This is a genomic window from Dactylosporangium sp. CS-047395, assembly GCF_050942185.1.
In the GTDB taxonomy this organism is placed as follows: domain Bacteria; phylum Actinomycetota; class Actinomycetes; order Mycobacteriales; family Micromonosporaceae; genus Dactylosporangium.
This window is the reverse complement of sequence record NZ_CP192015.1, coordinates 4,662,949-4,681,965: the sequence shown is the minus strand read 5'-3', so window position 1 is coordinate 4,681,965 and position 19,017 is coordinate 4,662,949. Positions and strand designations below refer to the sequence as shown.

General features: G+C 70.4%; 15 protein-coding genes. 8 read left to right on the top strand and 7 right to left on the bottom strand.

What is annotated here, in order from left to right:
* Nucleotides 1–3: 3 nt before the first annotated feature.
* Nucleotides 4–3,618, bottom strand: a complete 3,615-nt coding sequence (locus ACQP00_RS21980) for a LamG-like jellyroll fold domain-containing protein (protein ID WP_433221895.1) — start codon at nt 3,616–3,618, stop codon at nt 4–6.
* A 5-nt stretch (nt 3,619–3,623) separates the two neighbouring features.
* Nucleotides 3,624–6,863: a hypothetical protein gene (locus ACQP00_RS21975; protein WP_433221894.1), complete on the bottom strand. Its 3,240-nt coding sequence runs from the start codon at nt 6,861–6,863 to the stop codon at nt 3,624–3,626.
* 809 nt (nt 6,864–7,672) lie between these two features.
* Between ACQP00_RS21975 and ACQP00_RS21970 the strand changes: the two genes are divergently transcribed.
* Complete coding sequence (locus tag ACQP00_RS21970; protein ID WP_433221892.1) at nt 7,673–7,936, top strand: hypothetical protein; 264 nt, start codon at nt 7,673–7,675, stop codon at nt 7,934–7,936.
* Here ACQP00_RS21970 and ACQP00_RS21965 read toward each other — a convergent pair.
* Nucleotides 7,927–8,067 (bottom strand): DUF6131 family protein, encoded by a 141-nt coding sequence (locus ACQP00_RS21965; RefSeq protein WP_433221890.1) that lies wholly within the window; start codon nt 8,065–8,067, stop codon nt 7,927–7,929. The two genes, ACQP00_RS21970 and ACQP00_RS21965, sit on opposite strands and share 10 nt — an antisense overlap.
* Before the next feature lie 1,252 nt (nt 8,068–9,319).
* Between ACQP00_RS21965 and ACQP00_RS21960 the strand changes: the two genes are divergently transcribed.
* Nucleotides 9,320–9,697 (top strand): PP2C family protein-serine/threonine phosphatase, encoded by a 378-nt coding sequence (locus ACQP00_RS21960; protein ID WP_433221888.1) that lies wholly within the window; start codon nt 9,320–9,322, stop codon nt 9,695–9,697.
* Nucleotides 9,628–10,062 carry a PP2C family protein-serine/threonine phosphatase gene (locus tag ACQP00_RS21955; RefSeq protein ID WP_433221886.1) on the top strand — a complete coding sequence of 145 codons (435 nt, stop codon included), beginning with the start codon at nt 9,628–9,630 and terminating at the stop codon, nt 10,060–10,062. The genes ACQP00_RS21960 and ACQP00_RS21955 overlap by 70 nt, the downstream gene beginning before the upstream one ends.
* A 511-nt stretch (nt 10,063–10,573) precedes the next feature.
* Here ACQP00_RS21955 and ACQP00_RS21950 read toward each other — a convergent pair.
* From ACQP00_RS21950 to ACQP00_RS21935, 4 genes are all read right to left on the bottom strand, one after another.
* Nucleotides 10,574–10,963, bottom strand: a complete 390-nt coding sequence (locus ACQP00_RS21950) for a hypothetical protein (RefSeq protein WP_433221884.1) — start codon at nt 10,961–10,963, stop codon at nt 10,574–10,576.
* Between the two features lie 91 nt (nt 10,964–11,054).
* Nucleotides 11,055–11,969 carry an IS3 family transposase gene (locus tag ACQP00_RS21945; protein ID WP_433200655.1) on the bottom strand — a complete coding sequence of 305 codons (915 nt, stop codon included), beginning with the start codon at nt 11,967–11,969 and terminating at the stop codon, nt 11,055–11,057.
* Nucleotides 11,966–12,277 carry a transposase gene (locus ACQP00_RS21940; RefSeq protein WP_433200652.1) on the bottom strand — a complete coding sequence of 104 codons (312 nt, stop codon included), beginning with the start codon at nt 12,275–12,277 and terminating at the stop codon, nt 11,966–11,968. Before ACQP00_RS21940 ends, ACQP00_RS21945 begins: the two co-directional genes overlap by 4 nt.
* Before the next feature lie 18 nt (nt 12,278–12,295).
* On the bottom strand, nt 12,296–12,586 hold the full coding sequence (locus ACQP00_RS21935) for a hypothetical protein (protein WP_433221882.1): 291 nt from the start codon (nt 12,584–12,586) through the stop codon (nt 12,296–12,298).
* A gap of 682 nt (nt 12,587–13,268) precedes the next feature.
* On the opposite strand from ACQP00_RS21935, the gene ACQP00_RS21930 reads away from it, so the two are divergent.
* The 5 genes from ACQP00_RS21930 to ACQP00_RS21910 all read left to right on the top strand — a co-directional run bounded on the left by ACQP00_RS21930 (nt 13,269) and on the right by ACQP00_RS21910 (nt 18,968).
* A complete protein-coding gene (locus ACQP00_RS21930) occupies nt 13,269–14,084 on the top strand; it encodes a hypothetical protein (protein ID WP_433221880.1) in 816 nt (271 codons plus the stop codon).
* A 453-nt stretch (nt 14,085–14,537) separates the two neighbouring features.
* On the top strand, nt 14,538–14,876 hold the full coding sequence (locus ACQP00_RS21925) for a pilin (RefSeq protein ID WP_433221878.1): 339 nt from the start codon (nt 14,538–14,540) through the stop codon (nt 14,874–14,876).
* Between the two features lies 1 nt (nt 14,877).
* Complete coding sequence (locus ACQP00_RS21920) at nt 14,878–16,152, top strand: conjugal transfer protein TrbL family protein (RefSeq protein ID WP_433221877.1); 1,275 nt, start codon at nt 14,878–14,880, stop codon at nt 16,150–16,152.
* Between the two features lie 91 nt (nt 16,153–16,243).
* A complete protein-coding gene (locus tag ACQP00_RS21915) occupies nt 16,244–17,185 on the top strand; it encodes a PrgI family protein (protein ID WP_433221875.1) in 942 nt (313 codons plus the stop codon).
* Nucleotide 17,186: 1 nt separating this feature from the next.
* Nucleotides 17,187–18,968 carry a VirB4 family type IV secretion system protein gene (locus tag ACQP00_RS21910; RefSeq protein ID WP_433221873.1) on the top strand — a complete coding sequence of 594 codons (1,782 nt, stop codon included), beginning with the start codon at nt 17,187–17,189 and terminating at the stop codon, nt 18,966–18,968.
* The last annotated feature ends 49 nt before the right edge of the window (nt 18,969–19,017 follow it).

Sequence of the window (19,017 nt, the reverse complement as noted above, 5' to 3'; positions counted from 1 at the left end):
TCCTCACAGGTCCGGGACCGCGTTGGGGACGTTGAGCTGCATGATCGTCGTCGGGTCGAGCACGCCGGTGTACACGCGCAGCTCGTCGAGGGTGCCGGCCAAGTATTGATGCCAGCCGGTGTCGACCAGCGCCCGCCCGATCTGCAGCCCGCCGGCGCTGGCCGCCCAGGTCGCCGGGACGTTCGTCGACGTGCCGATGAGCACGCCGTCGACGTAGAGGCGCAGCGTCTGATAGGCCGCGTCGTAGGTCAGGGCCAGGAACTGGCCCCCAGACACGGTGGGGTCGGGGCGCAGGACGTCGCCGGTGGCGACCACGGCCGCCGGGGCGTTGGCGTCCGTGCCCGGCAGCACCGCCCGCCACTTCGCCCCACCGGCGCCGTCGGGTGCGCAGCCCAGGTCGAAGCCGCTGGCGTGGACACCTGGCTGGGACAACACGCTCATCGGCCCGGCGGTGCAGTCGGCAGCCAGCTGGACCCTGGCCGTGACGCTGAAGCTGCCGCTCGTGACCGTGATCGGCCCGGTGGTGGCGGCGTATCCGGTGGCCCCATCGAGGACCATGTGGCCGTCCCCGACGAGCGGGGACGGGGCGAACGGGTCGTAGCCCGGCTCGTCCGGTGAAAGCCGGCGATAGTGGGTGGCGCCCGGGTACACGCCGAGTTCGAGGGCCGGTTCCAGCTCGGCGGTCGGCCCGTAGCCCGGGCTGCGGCCGATCAGCGGCGGCTGGTCGTCGATGGGCGTGAAGCCGTCGAGGTCCCAGTACCCCTGCCGGGCCGTGACCTGGTGGGGCAGCGCCGCGATCTCGGTGGCGGTCAGCAGCCGGTCGTAGACGCGCACGTCGGCGATGTCACCCGCGAACGAGTCGCCGTAGATGCCGGTGCGGATGAAGCGCCGGCCGATCTGCAGCGCGCCTCGGGCCGTCCAGGCGTACCCGCGCCGGGCGGTGACGGGCGCGCCGCCGTCGACCGACATGCTGATCGTGTGCTGCATCGGGTCGAACACGACGGCCAGCTGCGTCCACTTGTCCTGGACCGCGACCGGTCCGTTGACGCCCCAGCTGCCGAGCGAGTTGATGTCGTCGTTGGGCGTGGTGACGAACCAGCGGGTGCCGGTGGGGTTGTAGCCGATCCGCAGCGTCGACTCGGCGCTGCCGTCCAGCGACAGCACCACCTGGTAGCGGGACATGTCGGTGATGCGGACCCAGGCGCTGATGGTGACCGCCCGCCCGCTGTCGAAGAAGTTCTTGTCAGCGGTGGCCAGGTAGCTGCCGGAGGTGTTGGTGAACCGTACGGCGTGGTCGGCCGGGCCGCCCGGTCCGGGCACGCCGAACACGACGGCGGACCCGGCGTTGGCCTGATGCCCGCCCGCGGAGTCGGCCGCGGCGCTCGATCCGCCGGCATCGTCGAGGCGCCACTCGGCGACCGGTCCGGTACCGGCGGCGACGCGGAACGTGCAGCTGGAGATGTCCGACTGCTTGCCGGCGCGGTCGATGGCGACCACGTTAAGCGTGTGCGGGCCCTCGGTGGTCGGCAGCCAGCGCACCGTCACCGGGCCGCCGTCGGTGGCCGGGGTCAGCTGGTTGGCGGGCTGCGGGTTGGTGTCGAAGCCGTACCGGTATGCGTTGACGTCGGTCGCGGCCGAGTCGAACGTGAACGTCCCGTAGCGCCCGACGCCGGGCAGCCAGGTCGCGCTCTCCACACAGTCTGGCGTGGTGTCGGCGGCGTCGCTGGGCAGGTACTCCGGCGAGTCGATGTCGGGCCCGGTCGGTTTCGTCTTGTCCAGGATGAATTCGCACGGCGGTGACCAGCCGCTGGTCGCGGTGCCGTCGCTGGCTTGGACCTGCCAGCTGGCCACGACGTTCTCCGGCAGCGCGGGTGTGCCGGAGCCGGTGTCGGCGAGGTCGTAGGTGAAGGTCGACCCGTTCGCCAGCCATGGCGAGGTCCACGACTTGGTCTGGGTGGTGCCGCCGGGCGGCGTCCAGGTGACCTTGAACTCGCCGCTCAGCGGCTCGGCGTCGGCGGTGTCGGGGTCGGCCAGCGTCGCCTTGAGCTGTGGCAGCGAGCTCACGTACGGCCGGCCGGAGCCGGTGACGCAGGCGCCGCCGGGTGACATCGTCAGGGCGGAGGCGCCGGGCTGGTACGGGGCGCGGTTGTACGTCACCGACAGGATGGCGTTGTTGCAGTACCGCTTCAGGTGCAGGTAGCTGGACTCGTTGTCGGCGCGGATCATGAACGTCGTCTTGCTCCAGCCGTTGGCGGCCGCGGTCTGCAGCGCCTCCAGGGCGTTGAACTCGACGTTGCGTGTCGCGCCGGTCTCGCAGGCGGTGGCGCCGGTCGGCGAAATGGTCTGCTGTTTGTAGAAGCCGGAGTTGCCGCTGCCGCCCGGCATGTTGTTCCAGTTCGTGGCCGAGGTGATGAGGGCGCCGCCACTGCCGGCGCGGTACAGCGACACCGCCCGTGCGGTGCCGTCGTAGGTGTGCTGCTGGGTCACGCGGAATTTCGCGTCGGAGATCGTCATGCCGGAGAAACTGGTCGGCAGGACGTAGAAGAGGCGCTTGATCCTTGAGCTGTTGCACACCTGACCGGCCACGCCGACCGGGCAGTAGCCGACGCGCTCGTTGTTGTCGCCGGCGAACTTCCAGTACTCGTCGTTGGGATAGCCCGAATCGACCATCGCCCACGACTCGTTCGACGTGCCAGCGACGAACGGGTCGAGGTAGACCGGGAAGCGAATGGCCGGGTCGGCCAGCATGTCGCGGTCGGGCACCAAGGTCAGGCTGTCAGCGGCGAGCCGGACCCCGAGGTGCGCGGTGCGGACGCCGTCGGGCGCGCCCACGGTCGGGTCAATGTCGTCGTCGGTCCCCGGCGGCGCGGACTCCCACATCCGCGGGGTCGGTGCCTCGAATACGGTCGCACCCGATCCGGCGTCCACCATGGACAGTCCGCCGCCGGGGCGGGTCGTGACGCGCAGCAGGTCGGTGCGCAGCCCGAAGGTGACGTCGGCCAGCCGGGCCGCGGCCGCGTTCTTGAGCACCAGCACATGGGAGAAGCCGTCGAGCTCGGCGTGCAGCACCAGGTCGACTCCCGGCAGCACCTCCGGGTACGTTGCCGTGTCGCCGTCCAGCACCGGCGACGGAAGGGTGCCCGGCCAGCTGAGCGCGTAGCGGCGCCCGGCCCGGGAGATGCTCGCAAGTTCGGCCCCAGCCGCGCCGCCACCGGAGAAGCGCAGGTCGGTCACGGCGGCGCGGGGCCCGACCGTGCCGTCGGCGTTGCGGGCCAGCGTCGTGTCGGTCGGCACCCAGGAGCCACCCTTCAGCACCCGCACCGGCTGCTGGTGAATGTCCTGCGTGAGGGTGCCGTCCGGGTTGGCATAGATCTCGCGGCGGTCGGTGCGCAGGCCGGTCGCCTCGACCGGGCGGCCCGTCTGCCGGGCCGCGACGAACGCCTGCTGCTGCGTCGTCGTGTGCGGCAGCGCCGCCTGAGCCGGCGCGGGCGGTGGCGCGGCGGGCCGCCGGGCGACGTCTGCGGCGGTGGCCGCCAGGACGACCGCGGCCGCCGTGACCAGCCAGGCGGTGCGTCGGAAGGTGTTGCGCATCGTCCGTTCCCCCGTGGTGTGCGTCATCGTCCTCATCCGACCGCGATGCCGAAGCCGACGGCGCCGCTCGGCAGCCCGTTGACGCCCGGCTGATAGGTGACCGCCGGCGTGGCCGTCCCGGCCGCAAGCGCGGTCCACGGAATGGCGTAGACCGCCCTGGTGCCGTAGGCGCTGGACACGAACAGGTACTGCGGCGAGGCGCTCAGCCAGGCACCGATCAGTTCACGGTCCAGGGGCGCCCCGGGCAGGGCGGCGGCCTTGCGGTACACCGTGGTGTCGGCGACCGTCGTGGTGCCGCCCGCGAAGACCCGCACCTCGCCGGCGTCGGCGACGCCGAGGTCTTCACCCGGACCGCCGACCGCGACCAGCACGGTCGTGGCGGAGGCCTCCGCCGCCGGGTTGAGGTTCACCGCGACGACCCGCTCGCCGAAGTCGTCCCCGGCCTCGTTGTCGCCGGAGACCCCGGCCGAGTTCTGGTGCAGGGTCGCCAGTTCCGTGATACCGCCCGCGGCGACGAGGAACTGCTGGACCATGCCGGTGTCGGGCACGCCGCCGACGTCCTCGCCCGGCACGCCGACGACGAGCAGCGAGTCTGCGACGCCGGCCGGGGCGCCGACCGGGCGGTACGGCGCCATCGCGATCGACTTGCCGAACTGGTCGCCCGGCTCGGCGGTGTCCGAGACCCCGGCGGTGTCCTGGTCGATGCAGCCCCGCAGTGTGGGCGCCGAGCCGCTGATCGTGTGATCGAGCACGCAGACCGAACCGGCGAACTCGGTGTCGCCGGCGGGTCCGCGGCCGGGCCGACCGGCCGCGAGGTGGTACGGCGAGCCGGCCAGCGACGCGCCGAACCGGTCGTCGGTGGCTACAGGTCCGGCCCCGATCGCCGCCTCGTCGAAGGCGACGTTGACGGTACCGCGGAGATAGTGCACCTTGCCGGCGTCGCTCGCGCTGCCGATGTCCTCGCCCGGCGCCCCGATGATCAGGTAGGAATCGCCGTTGGCGGTCTGCCCGGCGGCCAGTGAGGCCCCGAACCAGTCGCCGTACTCCGGCGTGTCCGGCACCGTGCCCATGTTCTGCCCGAGCGCCGCGCCCTGCTGAATTGTGAGGCTGGCCGGGCCGGTGCCCAGCCCGCCGGGCGCACCATAAATCAGGTACACCGCACCCGCGTCGGTCGTGGTCCCGACGTCCTCCGTGGGCGCGCCGACCGCCAGATCGGCGCAGCCGTCCCGGTTGGCGTCGTAGACCGCCAGCGTGCGGCCGAACTCGTCGCCGCCCTCGCGGGTGACGGGCACGCCGCCGCTGCCCTGCACGAGGGTCGTCACCACGCCGGTACCGCCGTTGATGATCTGCACCGCGCCAGCGTTGATCTGACCGTTGTACGGCGCCTTCGGATCGCCGATCGCGATGTCCCGCACGCCATCGCCGTTGAAGTCGCCTTCGACGCCGTTCTGGCAGCCGTCGACCGGCGGCACCGTGACGTACACGCTGAACTCGCACCACGACGAAGTGGTGACCGCGGAGCCGTCGCTGACCGAGACCCGCCACTGGTACCGGCCGCCCTCGCCGAGCTGCCCGGCAGGGATCGTCGTGCTGACCGCGGCGCCGTTGCCGACCCCGTTGACCGTGGCCTGCCCGACCATCGCCGAGTCGCCGACCTTGGCCCAGGCGAACGTGACCGCGTTGGCGCTGCCGTCGCCGTCGCCGACCGTGGCCGACAGCGTCGGCGTGCTCGTGGTGATCGCCGGGCGGCCGGCGCCGGTCACGCAGGCGGTAGCGGGCGTGGTGGAGCGCGCGTTGACCGTCGGGTACGAGTTGTAGGTGACTGTCGCCTTCGGATACACGGTGTTCGACGTGTTGTCGATCGAGCGCATCTGCCGGAACGCGAGCGTGTCGGTCTCGGTGCTGGCCCGCAGCCCCATCGGCGCGGTGGTCCAGGCGTGATCGGCGGCGTACTGGAAGAACTTGACGCCGCTGATGTTGACCCAGTTGTCGTTGCAGGTGCTGTTGTACCCGGTCGTCTCCGTCGACTCGGCGGCGGGCTGGTCGCCGGCCACGTTCGGATCGGCGTCATACCACTCGGGCTGGTTCGCCCAGTTCGTGGCGGACGAGGCCGGTCCGGTCGGCCAGATCTGCCAGGCGGCCGGGGTACACGACTGCGACCAGAAGCTCCAGAACGAGACCGTCGAAGCGGTGATCTGCTTGCCGACCAGCGGGGCACTGTTCCAGTGCACGAAGCTGCGGGTCCGGCTGCCGCTGATGTACCCCAGCCACAGATCGTTCGCCGCCGAGTGGGTGCTGGGGTCGCCTTCACGCACGTAGGTGTCGAACGTGACCGCCGCAGCGGGCGTGAGCACCGGATCGATGACGACCGGGAAGACCGTCTGCGGGTCGAGGATCCACGCGGTCTCGGAGTCGAGGGCCACATCCACGCCGGCCCCGGCGCTCGTGCGGGCGCGCTGTGCGGTGGCCGACGGGCGCAACCGCTGCCGGCGGGCGGGCTCACCGGATGCCAGCGGCGGCCGGGAGTCCCACATCTCTGGCGGCGGCACGTAGGCGACGTCCTTGCCTGAGGCGTCTCGCAGCGACACCGCGCCGTCGGCGCCCACGGACGGCGCCGCGATCCCGTCACCGACGATAGGCACCCGCAGCCCGCGCACCGAGTCGACCGCGGCGCGCGACTTCACCACCAGGAACTGCTCCAGGCCGGCCCGCGTGGCCTGGACAACCAGGTCGACGCCGGGCCGCACATCGGGATAGGTGGCCTTGGACCCGTCCAGGACCGGTTCCGGCAGCGCACCGGTCCACCGCATCCCGACCCGCCGGCCGTCGGCGGCGAGCGAGGCCAGCTCCCCCTCGCCCGACTCGGCCCGGCCACCGGCTATGCGCAGGTCACCCGGGTGCGCGACCGGAGCGATCACGCCGTCGGGGCGGTACTGGAGCGTCAGGTCGATCTCGACCCAGCGCCCGTCGCGGCGGAACCGTTCGGCCGCACCGGCGATCTCGGCCTGGAACCCGCCCTCCGGCAGGGCCCAGACCCGGGTCGTCTCGGTGGTGAGCGGGTCGACCAGGACACGGGCGCCGATCGTGCGTGCCCGCTCAGAGGCCTGGGCCTCGGCGGGCGTGAGCCCGCCGGATCGCGCGGCGGCCGCGGCCCCGGTCGGCTCAGCGGGCGGCGATGAAGGCTGCGGATCCTTGCCCGGCGCGGCCGCGGCGGCGGTTCCGGCGAGCACGACGACCAGGGTCAACAGCCCTGCGGACAGTCTTTTGGACATGCGTGATGACCGAGCCATTCACCAAACCCCCGTTGGAATGCCGTCGCGCTGGCGAAATCATGTGGTCGCGCGATCAAGCTGTCAAGAGGGTTGTGTCGATGCGACGCCCGACGATGCGATCATGATCGTTGCGACCTGCGGCGATGTCTCGCAAACGCCCGCCGGGAGCGACCGTTCCGTACAACCGCCCGAATCCGGACTTATGCGGGCGCTGGCGCCGCAAGGCCATCGGCCTTGTATCGGACCGGAACCGGTCCACTGTGGACCTGCCTACGCCGCCGGGCCGGGTGTACGGTGTCGCCGGGAGACTTCGCCAGACGAGTCGCAGACACTGCCTCGGCGCTGCGGTCGTCTGCGACTTCCGTCCTATGTGGAGGGAAGCGGGCCGGAGAGGTTCAGGCTGATGCGCGCTGCGGCGGACCGCAGGTTCCGCACGACCCTGACCGCCTACCGGCGCACCTTCACCAGCCGGTCGCGGTAGCGACCGGCTGGCCAGCGACCAGGGCATCCTCCGCATCGCCGGCGAAGGCCAGGCACGGTACGCCGTCGGATGATGGGTACCCCCGACGCCCCGGCACACGGCTTGGTGGCGGACATCAGACCGAGCCGGGCCTCGGTGGTTACGCCGGATTGTCGGGGTATTGAACGCTTGTCGGGGCGCTGCCGGCGCTTCTCCCCCATCGGACGCCCGGGGCCTGGTCGCCGACTACCGGGCCGGGATCGCCTTCGCGCGCCGCGCGGATCCGCTCAGTCTGGACGGCTTCGCTGGATCCTGTGCCGACTACCTATAGCGCCTGAAGCAGGGCCTCATGGACGGCAAGACCACCAACACGTCGCCCCACAAGGAAATGTCCACGGAGGCCAACGGCGTCATCAACCAGCTGCGCCTGCGCCGCGTCGAGAAAGTGATCATGGCGGGCCGGGTCGGAAACCTGTGTCTGGAAGCCCACGTGCGGGACATCCTCGAGCCAGCCCAGCGCATGGGTGTTGCTACCGGTGGGGCAGAAGGGCCGCGCCGCGCCCCCACGGGAGGGAAGGCGCGGCGCGGCAGATGTCCACCAAGCTACCAATAGTGCCGACGGCCTGCGACGGGCCGCCCGATTGAGCCCAGGATGAACAACACGGCACCGATCACCAGCAGGATGACGCCGATGGTCGTGAGGATGGTGACGTGGAGGAAAATTCCGAGCAGCAGCAGGATCACGCCTAAAATGATCATCTCGTTACTCCGATCCGCGACGTCCCAGCCCCCTACCCCGCTGCAGGCGCGGCAATCAACCGTCCTTGCGGGATCGCGGGGTTGCGCGGATGGTCGGCGATTCCGAAGGGACGGGTGAGCGTTGAAGCTGTCGGCAAAAGTAAAGTGGCGTTACCGGGTTCGGCCACGCCCGCACGGTTCCGTTTAGTGCGGCCAAACCGCGTAGGACCCGTTGGTCCGGGTCGACCTTCGTCCGTTCCGCCGGCCCGGCGCGTATAGATGGTCACACCAGGAGTCGGCGGGCGGGTCAACGTACCCGCCCGCCGGCGGAGATCTCGGAACGCTTCGTCCATTCGGCGCCCACCGGATGCAATCGTGCAATATTCGTGCACCATTCGCAGACCAGGCGGCGACTGGCAGACCGTGAACGTTCCCGGCCGGTACACCGGATGAGGCGCGGCGGCAGGGTGCACCTCACCGAGGACACCGCCTCACGCAGCACGGCAGCCGCCGCGCCAAACTGCGCAGCGCGCGAACCGGGCTGACCTACGCAGGGGAGCACTGCGCGAATCTGCTGCTCGAGCTGTTCGCAGCGGCGGACCAAATGGGCGCGGTAGGGCCCGTGAGCGCGGATGTCCAGGTGGACGACGAGCCTGCGAAGCTGCGCGACGACCTCAAGCGTTTTCTGGTCGACGCCGTTTGGGTTGCACACCTGCAGCGCTGAGGCACAGCGCCGTGGCATACCTGCCGGTTTCCGGCTACATGCGAAAGGCCATACGGCGGCGAACCTCGCTGACCTGCAGCGACATCTCCACAGCCATGCACTGGCACGCGCACCCTCGGCTGCATGCCGGCCGCTCAAGGATGATGCCGGAGGCGGCTGTTCGGATGGAACTTGTTCCCCAATCGCCTCCGACAGCCCGCCGTGTGCCAAACTCCGCTCCGCCGCAGTTGGGGTTTCCCAGTTGGCGTGCGCACTCTGGGAGGTCGGCACAGCCCGGCCGACCAGACCCTGGCCATGACGAGAGGCACGATGAACACGGCAGGCATGAACGCCCTGAACACCCTCGCCGGGTGACTGCGCCACGCCAAGCCGGAAGACCTGCCGGGTATAGCCGAGGACACGGCGATCAGTCTCGGCGCCACCGCCACCACGCTGTACCTCGTCGACTACAACCAGGTCGACCTGCTCGCGTAGGTTCCTTCGGACCGGGCGGTACCCGATCCGATCCCGATCGACGGCACCGTCGCCGGGCGTGTGTACAGCACCGGCGTCCCGACCAGCATTGGTGACACCGGGGCGGGTGCGGATCACTGGTGGCTGCCGATGCAGCTCGCGGCGGAGATCATCTGGACTCAGTTGCCGCCGCTGACGTTCGCCACCGACCGCGCCACCGTGGCGGCGATCCTCGAGCCCGCCTATGAAGTCGGCGGTGACGCGTTCGACTACGCCGCCAACGGTGACGCCCTCCACGTCGCGCTCTTCGACGCCGTCGGCCACGGCATCGAGGCCAGCGCACTGACCGCCCTGACGCTCAGCGCCTACCGTAACGCCCGGCGTTCGGCTTGGACCTCAGCGACACCTACCGCTCGATCGACAAATGGATCAACGCGCAACACCCCGGCAGTTTCGTGACCGCGGTGCTCGCCGAGCTCGACACCACGACCGGCACCTATCGCAAGATCGGCGCCGGACACCCCGGTGAACTGCTGCTCCGCAACGGCCGGTGCATCACCGAACTCCCGGCTCCGACCGCAATGCCGCTCGGCCTGGGCAATCTTGTCGACCCGATCCCGGCCGTCATCGAGATCGCCCTCGAGCCCGGCGATCAGCTGCTGCTGTACACCGACGGCGTCGTCGAGGCCCGCACCGACGCCGGTGACCTCTTCGGCGTGCAACGCCTCGCCGAATTCGTCATCAGAGCTCTCGCGGATCAACTCCCGGCCGCCGAAACCATGCGCCGGCTCGTCCACGCCATCCTCGCCCACCAACACGGTTGACTCAAGGACGACGCCACCGCCGTCCTCGTCGAATGGCACGGCACGCCCGTACCCGCCGCCACCGATCCGCTCATCCTCGACACCGTCAGCCAGCCGGCCTCCGTCACGCACGAAACGGTCGAGCTGACAGGTGCCACCCGAACCAGGTGAACCTGGCGGGGCCGCACTCACGCCGACGGCGACGTGGGGATGGTCACGGACGCGCCGACGAGGGACCGCTCGGTGGCGAACCTGGCGGCTGAGGCTGAATCGGCGCATCGCAGTCACCAGACCGCGCAGCGCACCGCTCAAGATCGCGGCGTGTTCGAGGCGGATGTTTGCGCTCGAAACGATTGCTGCGACGTCCTGTGGCCTGGTCGCATCCGGGCGTCATGCAATTCCTCGAATCCCTCGATCTGACTGACCTGCGGCCATCCAAGGACGTCGGCCGCGAGACGTGCGCACATGCTATGGGGCCTGTGTTACGTGATCGCTTAGCGGCGCCCACGAACATCGAACTTGCGATTCCCGCTCACCTGCTCCTGAACATGATCAGCTCAAGGCAGGCAGCCGTTCCGACGGATCGGTAGCGGTGGTCTTGGCGAATGGCGTTGGTCTCGGCGTCCGTGGCATAGAAGAGGAACTCGTCGCCGATGCTCGATATCGCCACGATCCGCTGTGTCTGGACGAGTCCAGCGGTACGTGCTGCCGAGAGCAGCACGCTGAGCTCATCGGCAGTCGCGGTGCTCGATGGGTCGGAGGTCACGGGATCCACTGCGACGACCGTCCAGGTTGCGGCTGTGGTGATGAGGCGGCACACGGCAAGCAGATCGGTGGTGTCTGCGAGCTGCTGCGCGGCATGCGCTGGCCAGCGCAGCAGGACCAGGCTGACCGGGTTATCGGCGAAGACCAGGTCGACCACTGCGGCAGGGTTGGTAATTGACACGTAGGAACGTGCGAGGTCGCTGCAGGCCCGTTCGAGGTGAGTTCCCCCCGTTTCGACGGAGCGGTGGTTACCTGCTTCCGGTCGGGGCAGGGCTGAGGTTATCTGGCTCGGCCTGGGCGTGCCAGGCGGCCTCGTACTCGTCGGGGCTGCGGTAGCCGAGTTCGCGTTGGATGCGGCGGGTGTTGTACCAGGTGTCGATGTAGGTGAAGATCGCGTTCTCGGCCTCGTCGCGAGTCCGCCAGCTCGTTCGGTAGACGAGTTCGATCTTCAGAGTGGACCAGAAGTTCTCCATCAGGGCGTTGTCGAACGAGTCACCGACCGAGCCCATCGACGGCCGGATTCCGTTGTCCTGCAAGCGTTGCGAGAAGCGGAAGCTCGTGTAGTTCGACCCGCGGTCGCTGTGATGTATGAGCTGGCCGTCGCGGACGTCGCGGGACCAGATGCCGTACTCGAGAGCGGCGAGAATCAGGTCGGTGTCGCACCGGTCGGAGGTCTTCCAGCCGACGATGCGGCGGGAGAACACGTCGCGGACGGCGGCCAGCCAGAACACGCCCTCGCCGCAGGGGATGCGGGTGGCGTCTGCGACCCACAGCCGGTTCGGGCCAGCCGCGGTGAACTGCCGATTGACCAGGTCCGGTGCCGGCGTGTGCCGCGGGTCCTGCCGGGTTGACCCGCCACGCCAGCCGCGGCGCAGGAACGCCCCGTGCCAGCTCTGCTGCGCCATGAGCCGCTCGACCCGCTTACGGCCGACCCGGATGCCGTCACGGCGCAGTTGCCGATGCACCCGGTCCGCGCCGTAGGTGCAGCCGGAGGCTTCCCAGATCTCGTAGATGTTGGAGAGCAGGCCGAGGTCGACCAGGTCGCGGTCACATGGCTGCTCGGCTGCGCGCACCCACTGGTAGTAGGTTGACTCGGCGATGTTGAGGACCCGTAGCAGGAGCGCGACCGCGAAGCGGCCGGAGTGTTCGTTGATGAACCTCATGACCGTCGCCGGGCCGGGCCGAGCTCCGACGCGAAATAGCTGCTCGCAGCACGCAGGATCTCATTCACCCGGCGCAGCTCAGCGACCTCTTCCCGCAGCCGGCGGTTCTCCTGCGCCATCTCGGTCGTCGGCCGATCGTGTCGTTCACCTGCGTCGGCCTCAGCCTGGCGAATCCAGTTCCGCAACGCCTCGTGATGCACGTTCAGCTGCTCGGCGAGTCGCCGGATGGTCGGCTTCGGGTTCGACTCGCGATACAGACGCACGGCACGCGCACGCAGCTCGTCGGGGTACTTCTTCGGTGCGGCCACAGAACTTCCTCCCCATGATCAGTCGATCACGTTTGAGAAGCTCCGCCAAACCGGGGGGAACTCAAGGAGCACGTCGCCGGTGAAGTCTGCGACGGTATCGCCGCGTTCGGTGTAGACAGCCACGAGCTGGCGCGCCAGGCGCCGCGCGAACCGCGGTTCTGCCGCGTCGTCAGCTGCCGTTTCGTCCCGGTCGTCGAGACGCCAGATCGTGATCGGAATCTGGCCGGTGGCGGCGGGCGAAGCGCGTCGGTGTGCGGCCAGGTCTGGGTGGGCTGGGCTGTTCGTGTTTTGGCGGCCTGGTGCAGGCATGTCAGGGTGGCTCCCGCGCCGACTGACCGTGTTCGCACTAACAAAATGCATTGTCGAGGCGGGCTTCGCCATGCCTGGCCGGAGGTGTTGGTCCAACAATGCCCGGCGTGCCCTTTGCAGGCGGCCGAGCGCGGCGTCCTGCGTCGGACCAACAATCCGGATCTCGGATGCAACAGTCGATTACCCGTTGTCCGCGGATCAAGTGTTGACCCAACACATGCGCTGCCTTGCCCGCCCGAACGGCCGCCCTTCATGGGGATGTTCTGTCTGTTCATGTGTGGCCGGATGTGGTCGGGCACAGCTTTCGCTCTCGGGCGCGTGACAGCCGACTGACCAGCCAACAGGCGTGCAGGTGCCACAGGAGCCGCGTGCCGTGGCTCCGCTGCGTGCCGGCACAAAGCTGAGCGGCTTCGGTTCCGCAGGCATGGTCGACCGGCGGGAACTCAGCGGGTGACTGCCGCGGCGGTGGCATACCGCGGCGGCGACGACGCCCGCCGGGCATTGGCTGCTGCCATGGCCGCAGGTCTCCTGTTCGCCCCGCCCGGGTCACCGGATGTCCGTTGATAGGAGGGTCAAAGTCTGCGCGAGGCGTCCGTCTGATGCTGCGCTGTTGGGTTGGCGTGCGCCGATAGGGTCGTGCACCGCCGTTGAGGTGCGGTGCCTGACCCTTCAAGGGGATGCCATGCCTACGCGATCCTGGCCGTCGTCGCCATTGGCTGCCGCCGGTCGTGCCTTCGACCTGCTGGTACAGCACCCAACCCACGTCGTGTTCGACGGACGCGACGTGGCTGGGCTGCCCGATGAGGTACTGCCGCTTGGCCGGCTCCGGACACTCCTGCTGGACGCGCAGACCGGGCCCGAGGTTCGTGACGCGGTGTGGCGTGCGCTCGTCGTGCGGGCCCGGCGGGACGGCCCGGCCTGGGTTGTCGCCGCGGTAGGGATCGCGTTGCCGGGTTTGCGGCGTATGGCGGGTCTGCTGGCCTTCGGGTGGCACGGCGATACCCACGACCTGGATGCCGAACTGCTGGTCGGGTTCGTCGAGCGCCTCACATCGATTGACCTGGAGCCGCCAAGGGTGGTCGGCCGGCTAATCGGTGCTGGGGTGCGGGCTGCTCGGCGAGCCCGTGATGCGGAGGCCGACGCCTATATGGTCCGGGCAAACGCTGTTGATCCGATCGCACCGGTGCAACCGTGGGACCATCCGGATCTGGTCTTGGTCCGGGCGGTCGCGGCCGGTGTGATCGACGTCGACGAAGCGCGCCTGATCGCGGCGACCCGCCTCGAGGACGTGACATTGGCGGAGACGGCGGCCCGGATGGGTATTGCGGCCAGCACGGCGTCGTTGTGGCGGCAGAAGGCGGAACGACGGTTGCTGGAGGCCATCCGCGACGGTGACCTGTTCATGCCGCTGCGTCGGAAGGCTCGGCGCCTGCCGGTCGAGCAGCGCAGTGAACCGGGCGCCACGCCGCGGCGCGACGTGTCTGCCGCCCGCCGCTGACGGTTGACGGGCTGACCCTGCCCCGACAGGCCTACTGGTCGCGGCTGTCGGACATGCGGATGCCCATCTGATGACGGCTCCACCCTAACGTCGTTCGATGGGTTGCTGGCGACGAGTGGTCGGGGCTGCGCCAGGGACACGACGGTGTTGTGTCAACAGCGCGCTGCCGCGAATGAGGCACAGCCAGATGGTGCGGCGATGTTGGGCTGCGTTGGGCGACGGCCCGGCTGCGGACCTGTTGTTGGGAGCCCAACAACTGGCCTTTGTGGGCAAGACGACGGTCGGACAGCGGTCGTTGTCGGCGTCGCCGGGGCCGGGGCGTACGGCGTGAGTGACCGTGTTCGCACTCGATCACCTTACGGCTGGAAGGAGCGATGCTCCCACGGCCGCTCCGTCCCCGGTGACGCACCGTGCCCGATCTGAGCCCCGCGTACGGGGCGGGAGGTGCCCGTCATGTTTCGCCGCAACAGCTTCCGCGTCCTCGCGATCACCACTGTCGTCGTCACGACCGTGGCCGGTCCGGCTCCGGCGTTTGCCGCCGAGCCGCTGATCCTGGCCGCTTACACGCTGCCGGTCATCATCCAGAACATCACGACCTGGGTCGTGGGGCTGCTGGTTGGTGTGGCCACGTTGTTCCTCACCATCGGCGGATTGCGCCGGATGGCCGCGGGCGGTGACCCGACGGAGATCGAGAAGTCGAACTCGGCGTTCAAGAATGCGCTGATCGGCTACGCCCTGGCGATTCTCGCGCCGATCCTGCTGGCGGTGGTGCAGGGCTGGATCGGCGGCTGAGGTGGGCGACTGGTTCGCCGACCAGGTCATCGGCCACGTCACCAAGTGGACGGCGGAGCTGGTGATCGGTGCGCTGAACATGTTGTGGGACCTACTGTCCGCGACCGCGTTCGTCAGCCCGGACGTGACGAAACTGCCGCAGGTGACCGCGTTTGCGGCCACGTCCCTGGGCGTGGTGAACACGTGTTATGTGCTGGCGTTCCTGTGGGCGGGCATCACGGTCATGGGTCGCGGCACGATCCAGGCCACGGCGGAGCCGGGTGAGCAACTCCCGCGGCTGGTGCTGGGGCTGATCGGCGCGAACTTCGCCGTGCCGCTGTGCTCGGCGCTCATCGACCTGGCCAACGCGTTCACGGCCGCCCTGACGAGCCAGGACATCACCTCGCCGGGGTCGATGCAGCTGCTGCGAGCGACGACGGTCAGCATCGTGGCGAGCCAGAACGGCGACAACCCTACCGGATTTCTGCTGGTGCTCACTGGTCTGCTGGTCGCCGTGCTTACCGGCACGCTGCTGGTGCAGTGGATCGTCCGCATTGGCGTGCTAGTCGTCGCCGTGGGCATCGCGCCGATCGCGCTGGCGCTGCACGGCACCGCCCAGACCGAGGGGGCGGCGAAGCTGTGGTGGCGCACGATGCTCGGCACGCTGGGCATCGTCGTGGTGCAGGCATTCGCGTTGCACGTCACGCTGCGGGTCTTCCTCTCCCCCGACAGCAACCTGGCGGTCCTGGGCGTGCCGATGCCCAACGGCGAGCCGTCGGCCCTGCTGAACCTGCTGATCGTGGTGTGCCTGTTGTGGGGGATCGTGAAGATCCCGGGGCTGATGCGCCGGTACGTGACGCAGAGCCGTCCGGGTGCGCTCGGCACGGTGCTGCGGGTCGTGGTCGTGCAGCAGCTGTCGAAGGGCATCTCCCGCGCGCTGGGTGGTCCTCGCCGGGCCGTACGGGGCGCCGGCCGGGCCGCGGGTGGCGGTGGGGGTGCCGGTGCGGGTGGCTCCGACCGTCCGTGGCCGGTCCGGCCGGCCGGCGGCGCTCCCGGTGCTCGACGGGCCGCCGGGCGGGGCGCAGCGGGCCGTAGTGGGTCTGCCGCGCCGTCCGGTGCCGACCAGGGGCGGCCTGCCACGTCCGGAAGCGCGGGTCGCGCACGGTCGGTCCCGCCGCCGAGGCAAATATGGCCCCGGTCGTATACGCGTGCGGAGCTCGCGTCCGGAGTCGATCTCTACACCCGCGCGATGAAGGCCCGCTCCGCGCGGCCACCGGCCGCCAAGCCGCGGGCATGACCCGGCGCCGTCCGTCCGCGGCTGCCCGAGCCGCGGCTACTACCGCCGCCGCGCACCCGATGCGCGGTGGCTATCACCCACGGAGGAGACCATGATGCGCGCACCTGAGGATGTCGTTCCGCATGCCCGGATCCCTGCCGACGTCGACGTCCCCGACAAGATCGCCTATGGATTGACGGCCCGCCAGCTGGCCATCCTGGCGGTGGCCGGTGTGCTCGGCGTCGTGATTGTGCAGATCGCCGGTGGTCTGGTGCCGCAGCCGGTGCTCGTCGCCGTGCTGACACCGCTGGCCGGGGTGGCGATCGTACTGGCGCTGGGCCGCCGGGACGGTCTGCCGATGGATGCCTGGCTGCTGGCGGCGCTGCGCCATGCCCGCGCGTCGCGGCGCTTGGCGCCGGCAGCGACCGGCCGCGCGGCGTCGGTACCGGCGTGGGCGCCGCAGACGGCGCCGCCGGGCCGGGCGGTGCCGGTCCTGCGGCTGCCCGCCAGCGCGATCAGCGACAGCGGCGTCATCGACACCGGCCCGCATGCGGTGGCCCTGGTCGCGTGTACGACCGTCAACATCGGCTTGCGGACCGGAGAGGAGCAGGCCGCGCTCATCGGCGGGTACGGGCGGTGGCTGAATTCGATCGGCGGTCCGGTGCAGATCGTCGTCTCGGCGCAGCGCGTGGATCTCGCCGGCCACGCGCTGCGGGTCGCCGACGGGGCCGAGTCGATCGCCAATCCGACGCTGGCCGATGCGGCGAGGGACTATGCCGGGTTCCTCGATGAGCTCGCCGCCCACCGCGATCCGCTGTGGCGGACCGTGACCGTCGCGGTGACCGCGGACGGCGACCGAGCCCGAGACGCGGAGGTGCTGCGCCGGGCTGAACATGCTGCGGGTGCGTTGAGCGCGCTCGGGGCGCAGACCGCTGTGCTGGACGGCGGTCGGGCCGCTGCGGTGCTGGCGTGCGCCACCGATCCGTACGCCCCGGCCGATGTCACCTGGGCCAGGGCTCTGCCGGACACGGCCGTCACCGGACCGGGGGTCTGAGATGGCTCTGCTGCCCTGGCGGCGCTCTGCCGCTGCGACCGGTGGCCTGCTCGATGCGGCCGAGCTCACGGCCGTGCTCGGTCCGGCCGCGATCGAGCACACGCCCCATCATCTGCAGGTCGGGGATGGTTACGCGGCGACGCTGATCGTGACCGGCTATCCGGCCGAGGTTGGCCCGGCGTGGCTCGACCCGCTGCTGGCTTGGCCGGGCCGGCTCGACGTCGTCGTCTACATCGATCCGGTGCCGCCGCAGGCGGCCGCGGCCCGGTTGCGGCGGCAGCGGGCCCGGCTGGAGTCGAACCTGCGCACCGACGCCGGCCACGGCCGGCTCACCGAACCGATCACCGAAGCGGCGGCCGACGACGCTGCCGATCTGGCCGATCGGATCGCCCGCGGCCACAGCAAGCTGTTCCGCGTCGGGCTGTACCTGTGCGTGCATGCGCCGAGCGTCGAGGAGCTGCAGGAGGCGGTCGCGCACGTGCGGGCGACCGCCGCGTCGGTGCTGCTGGACACCCAGCCGGCGACGTGGCGGCAGCTGGCGGGCTGGACCGCGACGTTGCCGCTGGCCACCGACGGGCTCGGCATGCGCCGGGTGATGGACACTGACGCGCTTGCCACCGCGTTCCCGCTCGCCTCGCCGGACCTGCCGGCACCACTGCCGGGTGAGCCCGGCACCACCGGCGGGGTGCTGTACGGGCTCAACCCGGACAGCAACGGGGTGGTGTGGTGGGACCGCTGGGCGCAGCACAACGCCAACAGCATCGTGCTGGCCCGGTCCGGGGCCGGCAAGAGCTACTTCGTGAAACTCGACGTGCTGCGTTCCCTCATCGACGGCGTCCAGGTGGCGGTGATCGACCCGGATCACGAGTACAGCCGGCTTGCCGACGCGGTCGGCGGGGTCACCATCGCACTGGGCGCCGACGGGGTGCGGCTCAACCCGCTCGACATCCCGCGCGGTGACCGCCGGCCGCAGGCGCGCACCCATCGGGCGTTGTTCCTGCATACCCTTGTCGCGGTGCTGCTGGGCCGGCAGCCGCCGCCGTCGGAGCGGGCCGCCCTCGACACGGCGATCATCGCCGCCTACGACGGGGCCGGGATCAGCAGCGACCCCGGCACCTGGGACCGGCCGGCGCCGTTGCTGCGCGACGTCGCGGCTGCCCTGGCGGGCCAGGGCAGCGAAGCCGGCGCGACCCTCGCCGCCCGGCTGATGCCGTGGACGTCCGGGTCGTTCAAGGACCTGTTCGACGGTCCGACGACGACGGTGCCCGACGGGCACCTGGTGTGCTGGTCGACGCGGCAGCTCGCCGACGAGCTGCGCGCGCCTGGCATGCTCCTGGCCCTGGACGCGATCTGGCGCGATGTCGACATCCCGGCCGCGCCGTCGGGGCACGTCCCGCGGCGGCTGGTTGTCGTCGATGAGGCCTGGATGCTGCTGCGCGACGGCGAGGGTGCCCGGTTCCTGGCCCGGCTGGCCAAGGCGGCCCGGAAACGGCGGGCCGGGCTGGCGGTCGTCACCCAGGACGTCGGGGACCTGCTCGGCTCCGACCTCGGCCAGGTCGTCATCGCCAATGCCGCGACCCAGATCCTGCTGCGGCAGGCGCCGCAGGCGATCGACGCCGTCGCCGACGTGTTCGGCCTGACTGGTGGTGAGGCCCGGGTGCTGCTCAGCGCTCGCCGCGGCGAGGGGCTGCTGGTCGCCGGCACGCATCGGGTCGGGTTCCAGGCGGTGGCGTCGCGGCAGGAGCACCGGCTGTGCGTCGGCGACCTGGAGCTGGACGACTGAACTGCTTCGGCGCCATCCCGCCGGGCCATGACCTGACAGTCCCCCGTAC

Excerpts from the sequence above, each read along its gene's own strand:
- ACQP00_RS21980 (WP_433221895.1), bottom strand. The coding sequence starts at position 3,618 with ATGACGCACACCACGGGGGAACGGACGATGCGCAACACCTTCCGACGC.
- ACQP00_RS21975 (WP_433221894.1), bottom strand. The coding sequence starts at position 6,863 with ATGTCCAAAAGACTGTCCGCAGGGCTGTTGACCCTGGTCGTCGTGCTC.
- ACQP00_RS21970 (WP_433221892.1), top strand. The coding sequence starts at position 7,673 with ATGGACGGCAAGACCACCAACACGTCGCCCCACAAGGAAATGTCCACG.
- ACQP00_RS21945 (WP_433200655.1), bottom strand. The coding sequence starts at position 11,969 with ATGAGGTTCATCAACGAACACTCCGGCCGCTTCGCGGTCGCGCTCCTG.
- ACQP00_RS21935 (WP_433221882.1), bottom strand. The coding sequence starts at position 12,586 with ATGCCTGCACCAGGCCGCCAAAACACGAACAGCCCAGCCCACCCAGAC.
- ACQP00_RS21930 (WP_433221880.1), top strand. The coding sequence starts at position 13,269 with ATGCCTACGCGATCCTGGCCGTCGTCGCCATTGGCTGCCGCCGGTCGT.
- ACQP00_RS21925 (WP_433221878.1), top strand. The coding sequence starts at position 14,538 with ATGTTTCGCCGCAACAGCTTCCGCGTCCTCGCGATCACCACTGTCGTC.
- ACQP00_RS21915 (WP_433221875.1), top strand. The coding sequence starts at position 16,244 with ATGATGCGCGCACCTGAGGATGTCGTTCCGCATGCCCGGATCCCTGCC.
- ACQP00_RS21910 (WP_433221873.1), top strand. The coding sequence starts at position 17,187 with ATGGCTCTGCTGCCCTGGCGGCGCTCTGCCGCTGCGACCGGTGGCCTG.